Below are 8,034 nucleotides of genomic sequence, written 5' to 3'. Positions count from 1 at the left end.
GCCAGCTCGGACAGACGTCGACGGAGTCGCCCAGCATCAGCTCGGCGTCCGCGGCGGTCAGCGCGGCCGGGTTGCCGGTAGTGTTCGCGCTGGACACCGCCATCGGGCCGACCTTGGCCAGCAGCTCCAACGCGACTGGGTGCAGCGGCATCCGTACGGCCACCGTGCCGTACGTGTCACCGAGGTCCCAGTCCAGCGACGCGATGTGCTCGACGATGATCGTCAGGCCGCCCGGCCAGAAGGCCTCGACCAGGTCACGGGCGACCGCCGGCATGGTCATGACCAGGCCGTCCAGCGTCCGCCACGACGGCACCAGCACCGGCGGCGGCATCGAGCGGCCGCGGCCCTTGGCGGCCAGCAGCTTGCCGACCGCCGCCCGGTTGAACGCGTCGGCGCCGACGCCGTAAACGGTGTCGGTCGGGATCACCACCAGGTCGCCCCGGCCAGCCGCCTCGGCGGCCGCGTCCAGGCCCAGCTGGCGGGTGGATTCGTCGCGGGTGTCGTACGTCAGGCTCATGCGGTTTTCCTCACACCGGCAGTTTCCCACTTCCTGATCAGGCCCTCTCAGGGAGAGCGGCCCTGATCGATCGCTCCTTAAAGGAAACCCGGTGTTTTGGCCTCAACCAAAGGAGATTGAGTCGATCAGTGCGAGCGCACTACGAACTGACTCGAACCGTAGCCAGCCAAGGTCGAGGGAGAGTCAGTCATGAAGAGGATCGCTGCTTTCGGAGTGTCCCTGTTACTGGCCGGCGGCGGTGCCGTCATCGCCGCGACACCGGCGTACGCCGACACCACCTGTCCAGCGCACAACTTCTGCCTGTGGACCGACGGGCATTTCACCGGAACCAAGCAAATCATCAGCGGGTACGCGAGCTATCAGGACGTGAACTCGACGCTGCACGACCACGCCAGCTCGTGGAAGAACGCCAACGCCAGCCAGCGTGAATGCGTCTATGACCACGTCAACGGCGCCCTCGTCACCCTGCAGGTCGTCAACGCCGGCCAGCAGGTCGGCGTCGTACCAGCCGGCACCAACGACCGCGCGGACGCCATCGGCTTCTGCTGAGTCGCGGTCAGCCGCGGCGGGCGGACAGACCGGATGTTTCCGAGCTGTCCGCCCAGATGACGGGTTGGACCGTTCAGCGCGTCGGGACGAGATCAACAACGTCACTGTGAAGTTTGGCCAGCCCTTGATCAAAGGTTGCCAGTCGACCGCCTCGCACCCTGACCAGCTCCGCGAGGTAGGCGTCGGTCACCTGGCGATGGCCAATGACTCCATCCATGGACACGTCAAGATATGAGATGTCGGCTGGCCAGAATTCGTGCCGAGGACTGTCGGTCACGGCCTTGAGAACCGCTTTGGCCGTCGCGGCGGTTTGTCCTTCACGTAGGAGCAGCCGCACCAGACTGCCCTCGGATATCGGACACGTGGCGAACCGATCTTCTCCCTCCACCAGCCAGTTCTCGGCGGCGTCATGATGCACATGACTGGCGACGAGAAGGGCGATGAGCACGTTCGCATCCAGGAGAACCGTCACTGGTCGTCTTCCAGTGAACGGACGTCCTCGGTCGTGATGGTGGTAGCAAGATGGACCACCGGCAAACCGGTGCGCGCACTCCGGGTAACCTCCGGCGTCCCGCCCTGCCCCAAGGCTCGCCGCATCAGATCGACGACCGTCTCGCTCAAGGTCCGCGCCGTATCCCGCGCGATCGACACCGCTTGCCGATGAAGGTCCTCGGGGAGGTCAATGGTCGTCCGCATAGAACACATCATAGCATCTCCGCATCAAGATGCGACGATCTCCATCGGAGAATGTGCTAACATTTTGTCATGACAATGACGGTGGGAATCAGGGAGCTCACCCGGCACACGTCCAGGGTGATTCACCAAGCCGCAGACGGCGAAACAATCCTCGTAACGGAGCACGACGAGCCCATCGCCATGCTTGTTCCGCTGCCGCGCACCGGCAATCCAGCCGTCGATCAACTCATCCGCGAGGGAAAGCTGACTCCCGCAAGCAATCCAGGCGGGATTGCCGCACTGCTCGCCATCACACCAACACCGGCGAGCAACGACATCGACACCACCGAGGTCATTTCAGAGCAGCGCGAAGACCGCGAGTGATCTACTTGGACAGCTCGGCCGTGGTCAAGCTCGCGCGGCAGGAGAACGAAACGGCGGCACTGCGTTCCTGGCTCGCCGCGAACCCACATCCGCTGGTGTGTTCGGCCTTGGCGCGCACTGAGACAGCTCGGGCGCTGCGCCGAAACGACCAGGCCGCACTCAAGATATTGCCCAACGTTCTCGCATTGCTACTTCAGCGCCCGATAACCGGTGCCATCCTTGACGCCGCGGGTCAGCTACCGGGAACGACCCTGAGAAGTCTGGACGCCATTCACCTCGCGACCGCTGAAGACCTCAAGCCAGCACTGACCCATTTCATCGCGTACGACAAACGGCTCGCTGACGCGGCGCGTTCGCTCGGCCTACACGTAGTCGTTCCCGAGTAGGGAACGCCGCTAGCGGCGGCGGGCGGTGGTGTAGCGGGGACGGGCGGACAGGTCGGGGTGATCCGAGATGTCCGTCCAGCCCCCCGCGGCGGCCAGGATGGCCGGCACCGATTCGCCTTGTACGTCCGCGTGTTCGATGCCGACCCAGCCGCCGGGTTTGAGCAGGGCGTGCATGCGCGGCACGAGTTTACGTACGGTGTCGAGGCCGTCGGCGCCGCCGCCCCACAGGGCCATCGCCGGGTCGTGGTCGGCGACCTCCGGGGGCGGCGCGGAGTCGTCCGGCACGTACGGCGGATTGCAGACCAGGAGGTCGGCCTGTCCGTCCACATCGGACAGGACGGCCGGGTCGGTGGCGTCGCCGCTGACCAGGTGAACCCGGTTTTGTCCGTACTTGTCGATGTTTCGCTGTGCCCAGGCGACCGCGAGCGGCGAGAACTCCACGGCGTGTACGACCGCGGCCGCACATTCGTCCACAATGGACAGTGAGATCGCGGCGGAACCGGCACAGAGTTCCACCACCACCGGGCTGTCCAGCGAACCAGCCCGGTCGATTGCCCACTGGGCCAGCATTTCGGTCTCTGGGCGGGGAATGAAGACGCCCGGGCCGACCGCGAGCTCCAGATAGCGAAAGCCCGCGAGGCCGGTCAGGTGCTGCAGCGGGATCCGGTTCGCTCGGTCCTCGACCAGGTCGTCGAAGTGCCTTTGTTGGTCGGAATCGAAACCCTCAACCAAAAGCAGCCCGGACCGCGTCGTACCCAACACGTGCGCGGCCAGCCATTCCGCGTCCACCTGCGGCGAGTCGACGCCGGCTTCAGCGAGCCGCTGGACCGCCACCGAAAGCATGCCAGCGAGCACGGCTCAGCTGCTGCCGGCGGTGGCGGCGGCCAGCCGGTCCTGGCCGTCCTGGTTCACCAGCGCGTCGATGACGCCGTCCAGCTCACCGTCGAGCACGGCGTCCAGGTTGTACGCCTTGTAGCCGACGCGGTGGTCGGAGATGCGGTTCTCCGGGAAGTTGTACGTCCGTACCCGCTCCGAGCGGTCGACCGTACGCACCTGCGACCGGCGCTCGGCGCTGGCCGCCGCGTCGGCTTCCTCCTGGGCGGCCGCGAGCATCCGCGACCGCAGGATCCGCATCGCCTGTTCTTTGTTCTGCAGCTGGGATTTCTCGTTCTGGCAGGACACCACGATGCCGGTCGGTACGTGCGTGATGCGGACCGCGGAGTCCGTGGTGTTGACGCTCTGCCCACCGGGTCCGGACGACCGGAACACGTCGATCCGCAGGTCGTTGGGGTCGATCTGCACGTCGATGTCCTCCGCCTCGGGCAGCACCAGGACGCCGGCGGCGGAAGTGTGTACGCGGCCCTGCGACTCGGTGACCGGCACGCGCTGCACGCGATGCACGCCACCCTCGTACTTGAGGCGCGCCCAGACACCCTCACCGGGCGCCGGGATGCCCTTGGCTTTTACCGCCAACGCAACATCTTTGTAGCCACCGAGCGCGGATTCGGTCGCTTCCATCAGCTCGGTCTTCCAGCCGCGACGCTCCGCATACCGCATGTACATCCGGAGCAGATCGCCGGCGAACAGCGCCGACTCCTCGCCGCCCTCCCCCGCCTTGACCTCCAGGATCACGTCCTTGCCGTCGGACGGGTCGCGCGGCATCAGCAGCTCGGTGAGCCGGCCGGTCAACTGCGGGATGCGGGCCGAGATCTCGTCCGCCTCGGCGGCGAAAGACGCGTCTTCGGTGGCCAGCTCCTTCGCGGTGGCGAGGTCGTCACGAGCCGACTCCAACGCGGTCGCGGCGGCCACGATCGGGCCCAGTTCGGCGTACCGGCGACCGACCTGACGCGCCTTGGCCGCGTCGCTGTGCAGCCCTGGATCGGACATCTGCTTCTCCAGGTCCGCGTACTCAGTGCGGATCGCCGGCAGCGAGGTCAGCGGATCGGACATGTCAGGCCCTTCGGGTGGTACGGATGTGAAGGCATAGACAAAGGCGCGCCCGGAGACCCAAGTCTCCGGACGCGCCTTGATGTAGCTAGCGTGCGCGCTTGCCGAAACGACGCTCGAACCGGGCAACCCGGCCACCGGAGTCCAGAATCTTCTGCTTACCGGTGTAGAACGGGTGGCACTGGGAGCACACCTCGGCGTGAATCTCGCCGCCCTTGGCGGGTGTGCGTGTGGTGAAAGTGGCACCGCACGAACAGCTCACCGTGGTCTCGGCATACTTCGGGTGGATGTCGGCCTTCATGATCTCCTCATTCTGACGTGGTCGCCGGGTCGGCCGTGACGCTCAGGACTCTTGCCAGCCGTGAACCGGAACCTGCGAACCGCCCACCAGTGTGACAGACGGCCTCACGTAGTGCTAAACCGCATGCTCCCCCGCGGTATTCCGGGGTCCAGAACCGCGTCATCAGTCGACGCCGCGCGCGGGGGCGGGCGCCGAAGGCGGCGAAAACAGTGGTGCCGGCGCCGAAAAAACAGCAGGCCGACGACGATCACGGCGCTGGCGACTGTCCAGGCGAAGCCGGTGGTGGCGTCGGCGCGTACGACCAGGGCCACCAGAGCGACCAGGGCGGCGGCGGCGCGGCTGGTACGGCCATGCGCCAGCTTCGGGAAAGATCGAAGGGGTTCGCGGCGCACAGGACCAACATGGGCAGCACCCACCACGGCATCGGCGGTTGGGCCGAGTCGCCGACTGGCACGGCGGCGAGCACCACGACGATGCCCAGGCCGGCACCGGCGGCGACCACGCCGCCGCGCGCGCAGGACCGTCATCGGGCCCATCTCGGCCTGCCGGCGCTGGACGACCAATGCGCCCAGGGCCGCCGCCAGCAGGGCGAGAACCAGCACCAACTGGTCCTGGGCGCGGGCCGGGGCGCCGTTCATGCCGGGCAGCTCGGGCAGCACGCCGTGCGTCACGGTCGGCTGCAGAGCTGCCGCCGGTACGGTCACGGCCAGCAACGCGAGGGCCACCAAGGCGGCGAAGGAAGTGCGGCGAAAACCCGCGATCAGGGCCGGCACGGTGGCCAGCAAGGCGATGGTCGGGCTGACCAACAGGCTCATCATCAGCAGGGCGACCGTCGCGGCGGCGAGCGTGACCCATCGCAGCATTCGTTCGCAGCGACCAGAAAGCGGATCCAGCACGGACAGCGAGCGGACTCGGGCGTTGTGTGCGCGTCGAGCGCCATCCGCCGAGCGCTGCGCATCGAACGCCGTCACCGCATTGTCCTCCCGACCGCCCGCCTCGCCCCTTGCTCTCACCCTATGAAGGACAGGCCCCGACAATCGAGTCATTTATGAGCGCCGTCACGCGGTCGTTATTCAGCTGCCCGGGCAAACCGGCCGAAACCAGCGAGCTACCGATGGGTAATAAAACAAGAATCCGACCCCATCCCGCGGGGCCGGATTTTTGCTTGCGCGTACGAACAAACTAGTCGGAACCAAAAGTTCCCGGCGTGGTCTTCTGAATCTGCATCAGGAATTCAGCGTTCGTTTGGGTCTTCCGCAGCTGAGCCAGCAAAAGCTCCAGCGCCTGCTGCGAGTCGAGCGCGGACAGCACCCGGCGAAGCTTGATCACGATGCCCAGCTCGTCCGGCGCCAGCAGGATTTCTTCCTTACGGGTACTCGAAGCATCCACGTCGACAGCCGGGAAGATCCGCTTGTCGGACAGCTTGCGGTCCAGCTTCAGCTCGGCGTTGCCGGTGCCCTTGAACTCCTCGAAAATCACCGTGTCCATCGTGGACCCGGTCTCCACCAGCGCGGTGGCGAGAATGGTCAGCGAGCCGCCGTTCTCGATGTTCCGAGCCGCACCAAGGAAACGCTTCGGCGGGTAAAGCGCGGTCGAGTCCACACCACCGGACAGGATCCGGCCCGAGGCCGGCGCCGCCAGGTTGTACGCGCGACCCAGCCGGGTGATCGAGTCGAGCAGCACGACCACGTCGTGGCCCAGCTCCACCAGCCGTTTCGCCCGTTCGATGGAGAGCTCGGCGACCGTGGTGTGGTCTGCCGGCGGCCGGTCGAAGGTAGAGGCGATGACCTCGCCCTTCACCGAGCGCTGCATGTCGGTGACCTCTTCCGGACGCTCGTCGACCAGCACGACCATCAGGTGGCATTCGGGGTTGTTGGTGGTGATCGCGTTGGCGATGGCCTGCAGGACCATCGTCTTACCGGCCTTGGGCGGCGACACGATCAACGCGCGCTGGCCCTTGCCGATCGGCATCACCAGGTCGATCACCCGCGTGGTGAGCACGTTGGCCTCGGTCTCCAGCCGCAGCCGCGTCTGTCTGGGGGTAGAGCGGCGTGAGCTTGGTGAACTCCGGCCGGTTGCGGGCCTCCTCCGGGGGCACGCCGTTGACCGTGTCCAGCCGTACGAGCGCGTTGTACTTGTCGCGCCGCTCGCCCTCACGGGGCTGCCGAACCGCACCGATCACGTGGTCGCCGCGACGCAGGCCGTTGCGGCGAACCTGCGACATCGACACGTAAACGTCGGTCGGGCCGGTCAGATATCCGGACGTACGAACAAAGGCGTAGTTGTCGAGAACGTCAACAATGCCGGCGACCGGAATAAGTACGTCGTCGTCACGAACTTCGGGCTCGGTGTTGTCGAAACGCTCGTTGCCACCACGCTCCCGAGCACCGCCGCCACCGCCACCACCGGTGTTGCCGCCGCGGCGGTTGCGGTCGCGGAACCGGCGCGGCCGGCGCCGGCCGTCCGCGTCTTCCTCGTCGTCCTGCTGGTTGTTCTGCGGGTTCTGCCGGCCCTGGTTGCGGTTCTGCTGGTTGCCGCGGTCGGCCCGGTCGTTCCGGTTGTCGGTGCGGTTCTCGCTCCGATTGTCGGTCCGGTTCTCGGCCCGACTATCGGTACGGTTGTCCGCTCGACTGTCGTTGCGGTTGCGGCCGCCCTGACCGTCGCGCTGGTTCTCGGTACGACCCGGCTGCTGGTCGGTGTGCGCCGCGGCCCGAGCCGGTTCGCGCTGCTGGGGAGCCTCTCTCGGCGGGCGCCTCGACGGCCTCCTCGCGCACTCGCTCCTGGCGGCCCCGACGCCGGTCCGTACGAGCCGGCGCGGCGGTCTCGACGACTGGCGCCTCGACGGTCTCGCGGGCCTCGTTGCTGGCGGCCTTGGCGGCCTGCTTGGCGGCCGAGCGCGGTGCCGGCGCGGACCGGGGCGCGGGGCGTACGGCCCGTCGGCGCCTCGCTGGCCGGTGCGGTGTCCGCGCTGGTCAGGGTGTCGGCCGGGGCAGCCGTACCAGCCGCCCGGGTGGCTACCCGACGGCCACGCCGACGGGGTGCCTCGCTCGCCACCGGCGCAGCCGGTTCCTCGACCGGGAGCAGGGTGTCCTGCCCGGAAGAGCCGCCCTGCTTGGCCTTGATCGCGGTGATGAGGTCGCTCTTGCGCATCCTGGCCGTGCCGGTGATACCGAGCTCGCTGGCCAGCGTCTGCAATTCCGGCAGCTTCATGCCGGTGATCCCCCCGGTCGAGCGGCGCCGCGGCTTCGCGGCGGAGGCCGACTCGGTCAGGAGGT

General features: G+C 67.3%; 10 protein-coding genes and 1 pseudogene. 3 read left to right on the top strand and 8 right to left on the bottom strand.

Annotation, left to right across the window (positions count from 1 at the left end; all coding sequences use genetic code 11):
• A partial coding sequence (locus GNX96_RS06750; protein WP_163567406.1) for an L-threonylcarbamoyladenylate synthase occupies positions 1 to 517 on the bottom strand: 517 nt, incomplete at its 3' end.
• Positions 518 to 706: 189 nt separating this feature from the next.
• Here GNX96_RS06750 and GNX96_RS06745 point away from each other — a divergent pair.
• Positions 707 to 1,066, top strand: a complete 360-nt coding sequence (locus tag GNX96_RS06745; RefSeq protein ID WP_163567405.1) for a peptidase inhibitor family I36 protein — start codon at positions 707 to 709, stop codon at positions 1,064 to 1,066.
• A gap of 73 nt (positions 1,067 to 1,139) precedes the next feature.
• Here the strand turns inward: GNX96_RS06745 and GNX96_RS06740 are convergent, their stop codons facing one another.
• Both GNX96_RS06740 and GNX96_RS06735 read right to left on the bottom strand, forming a co-directional pair.
• Positions 1,140 to 1,538, bottom strand: a complete 399-nt coding sequence (locus GNX96_RS06740) for a TA system VapC family ribonuclease toxin (protein ID WP_163567404.1) — start codon at positions 1,536 to 1,538, stop codon at positions 1,140 to 1,142.
• Positions 1,535 to 1,762, bottom strand: a complete 228-nt coding sequence (locus GNX96_RS06735; protein WP_163567403.1) for an antitoxin — start codon at positions 1,760 to 1,762, stop codon at positions 1,535 to 1,537. The genes GNX96_RS06740 and GNX96_RS06735 overlap by 4 nt, the downstream gene beginning before the upstream one ends.
• Positions 1,763 to 1,831: 69 nt before the next feature.
• Here GNX96_RS06735 and GNX96_RS06730 point away from each other — a divergent pair, with 69 nt between their 5' ends.
• Both GNX96_RS06730 and GNX96_RS06725 read left to right on the top strand, forming a co-directional pair.
• On the top strand, positions 1,832 to 2,125 hold the full coding sequence (locus GNX96_RS06730; protein WP_163567402.1) for a type II toxin-antitoxin system Phd/YefM family antitoxin: 294 nt from the start codon (positions 1,832 to 1,834) through the stop codon (positions 2,123 to 2,125).
• Positions 2,122 to 2,511 (top strand): type II toxin-antitoxin system VapC family toxin, encoded by a 390-nt coding sequence (locus tag GNX96_RS06725; protein ID WP_163567401.1) that lies wholly within the window; start codon positions 2,122 to 2,124, stop codon positions 2,509 to 2,511. Before GNX96_RS06730 ends, GNX96_RS06725 begins: the two co-directional genes overlap by 4 nt.
• Before the next feature lie 9 nt (positions 2,512 to 2,520).
• On the opposite strand, the gene prmC is transcribed toward GNX96_RS06725, so the two are convergent.
• From prmC to rho, 5 genes and pseudogenes are all read right to left on the bottom strand, one after another.
• Positions 2,521 to 3,366: a peptide chain release factor N(5)-glutamine methyltransferase gene (prmC, locus tag GNX96_RS06720; protein ID WP_279579580.1), complete on the bottom strand. Its 846-nt coding sequence runs from the start codon at positions 3,364 to 3,366 to the stop codon at positions 2,521 to 2,523.
• Between the two features lie 3 nt (positions 3,367 to 3,369).
• Positions 3,370 to 4,461: a peptide chain release factor 1 gene (gene prfA / locus GNX96_RS06715; RefSeq protein WP_163567400.1), complete on the bottom strand. Its 1,092-nt coding sequence runs from the start codon at positions 4,459 to 4,461 to the stop codon at positions 3,370 to 3,372.
• An 85-nt stretch (positions 4,462 to 4,546) separates the two neighbouring features.
• Positions 4,547 to 4,759, bottom strand: coding sequence for a 50S ribosomal protein L31 (gene rpmE, locus GNX96_RS06710; protein ID WP_163567399.1), 213 nt, complete (start codon positions 4,757 to 4,759; stop codon positions 4,547 to 4,549).
• A gap of 104 nt (positions 4,760 to 4,863) precedes the next feature.
• Positions 4,864 to 5,730, bottom strand: coding sequence for a hypothetical protein (locus GNX96_RS06705; protein WP_163567398.1), 867 nt, complete (start codon positions 5,728 to 5,730; stop codon positions 4,864 to 4,866).
• Positions 5,731 to 5,941: 211 nt separating this feature from the next.
• A pseudogene (gene rho, locus GNX96_RS06700) lies at positions 5,942 to 7,969 on the bottom strand (transcription termination factor Rho).
• Positions 7,970 to 8,034: the final 65 nt, after the last annotated feature.

Source organism: Fodinicola feengrottensis, assembly GCF_010993775.1.
GTDB classification, from domain to species: domain Bacteria; phylum Actinomycetota; class Actinomycetes; order Mycobacteriales; family HKI-0501; genus Fodinicola; species Fodinicola feengrottensis.
This window is presented reverse-complemented; position numbering and strand designations above follow the sequence as displayed.

Bases quoted from the DNA above. Each gene is read 5' to 3' on its own strand.
- GNX96_RS06745 (WP_163567405.1), top strand. From the start codon at position 707: ATGAAGAGGATCGCTGCTTTCGGAGTGTCCCTGTTACTGGCCGGCGGC.
- GNX96_RS06735 (WP_163567403.1), bottom strand. From the start codon at position 1,762: ATGCGGACGACCATTGACCTCCCCGAGGACCTTCATCGGCAAGCGGTG.
- GNX96_RS06730 (WP_163567402.1), top strand. From the start codon at position 1,832: ATGACAATGACGGTGGGAATCAGGGAGCTCACCCGGCACACGTCCAGG.
- prfA (WP_163567400.1), bottom strand. From the start codon at position 4,461: ATGTCCGATCCGCTGACCTCGCTGCCGGCGATCCGCACTGAGTACGCG.
- rpmE (WP_163567399.1), bottom strand. From the start codon at position 4,759: ATGAAGGCCGACATCCACCCGAAGTATGCCGAGACCACGGTGAGCTGT.